Below are 1,883 nucleotides of genomic sequence, written 5' to 3' on the forward strand. Positions count from 1 at the left end.
AAAATCAACGGCTACCGCATCGAACTCGGCGAAATCGACACCGCACTCACCACACACCCCCACATCACCAACGCCGTCACCACCACCGACACCACACCCCAAGGCACCAAACGCCTCATCACCTACGCCACTGTCAACCGCGACACGGACACCGAAGAACTCCGCGACTGGCTACGGACCAAGATCCCCGCCTACATGATCCCGCCCGTCCTCATCGTCCTCGACGACATCCCCCTCAACAGCAACGGCAAAATCGACCGCAGAGCCCTCCCTGCGCCCGACCAGACCCACACCACCACGTTCACCGCGCCGGCCACCCCCGTCGAACACACCCTCACCGAGATCTGGACCGAACTCCTCAAGCCCACCCACCCGTTGTCGACCACGGCCAACCTCTTCGAACTCGGCGCCGACTCCCTCCTCGCTCTGCGCGCCACCGCCGCCGCCGACCGCCACGGCCTCCACCTCCAACTCGCCGACGTCTTCAACCACCCCACCATCACCCAGCAGGCGCTCGCCATCCAGGCGGCCGGCGTCGTGGAGACCGCGCGGATCGAGCCCGACGTGGCGCGGTGGGGTGAGCCGTTCGGTCTGACGGATGTCCAGCACGCCTACTGGCTGGGCCGGTCGGGGCTGTTCGAGCTGGGTGACGTCTCCACGCACGTCTATCTGGAGCTGGAGTCGCGGGACTTCGACCCCGAGCGCGGTTCACAGGTGCTGCGCCGGCTGGTGGCCCGGCACGGGATGCTGCGGGCGGTGGTCCGCGACGACGGACGTCAGCAGGTGCTGGAGGACGTCGGCGAGGTACGCGTCGGCTTCGCCGACCTGAGCGGCCTGCCGCAGACCGAAGCGGACGAGGCGGTGGCCGCCGTGCGGGACCGGCTGTCGCACGAGGTACGGCCGGCCGGCCGGTGGCCGCTGTTCGAGGTGTACGCCCAGCGCCTGCCCGGTGGGACGACACGGGTCCACCTCAGCATCGACATGCTCATCGCCGACGCGGCATCCGTACGGATCCTGCTCTCGGAGTGGGCCGAGCTGTACGCCGACCCCGACGGCGAACTCCCCGCCATCGACGTGTCCTTCCGCGACTACTGCCTGGCCGTCGAAGCCGCCGGTGAGGACGAAAGGGCGCGGGCGTACTGGCTGGCTAGGCTCGACACCCTGCCCCCGGCTCCCGAACTCCCGCTCCTGGCACCCCGGCAGGATGAGCCGACGCGGTTCGTGCGGCGGACGCACACCGTGCCCAGGGAGCGTTGGGCCCGGCTGAAGGAAGGAGCGCAGGCGCGGGGTGTGACACCGTCGGTCCTGCTGTGCGCGGCGTACGCGGAGGCGCTGGCGCTGTGGGCGAAGGAGCCGCGGTTCACGCTGAACGTCACGATCGGCGACCGCCTGCCGCTGCACCCGCATGTCGAGCGCCTGATCGGCGATTTCACCAACCTCGTCCTCCTCGAAGTCGACACAGCCGGTGAGCCGTCGTTCGGGGCGCGTGCGCAGGCCGTCCAGCGGCAGCTCTTCCAGGATCTGGAACACCGGGCGTTCGGCGGGATCCGGGTGATCCGCGAGCTGGTGCGCGCCCACGGCTCGGCTCACGCCTCGATGCCGGTGGTGTTCACCAGCGTGCTCGGCCACGAGATGCCGGGTGGCGCGGACGGAGTCCTGCCCGGGCTCGGCAGGCTGCTCGACGGTGTCTCACAGACGCCGCAGGTACACCTCGACTGCCAGGTCCTGGAGGTGGCCGGTGAGTTGCTGGTCAGTTGGGACGCGGTGGAGGCGCTGTTCCCGGTAGGCGTGCTGGACGGGGCGTTCGGGGCGTTCGTGGCCCTGGTGGAGGAACTGGCCGACGGTGAGAAGGCATGGCAGTCGACCTGCCCGGTGACCACGCC

General features: G+C 69.7%; 1 protein-coding gene. It reads left to right on the forward strand.

Annotated elements, in window-relative coordinates; translation table 11 throughout:
- The coding region (locus ABZ923_RS41235; RefSeq protein WP_361483578.1) for a condensation domain-containing protein at positions 1-1,883 on the forward strand (1,883 nt) is incomplete at both ends.

The organism is Streptomyces sp. NPDC046881, assembly GCF_040645015.1.
GTDB lineage: Bacteria > Actinomycetota > Actinomycetes > Streptomycetales > Streptomycetaceae > Streptomyces.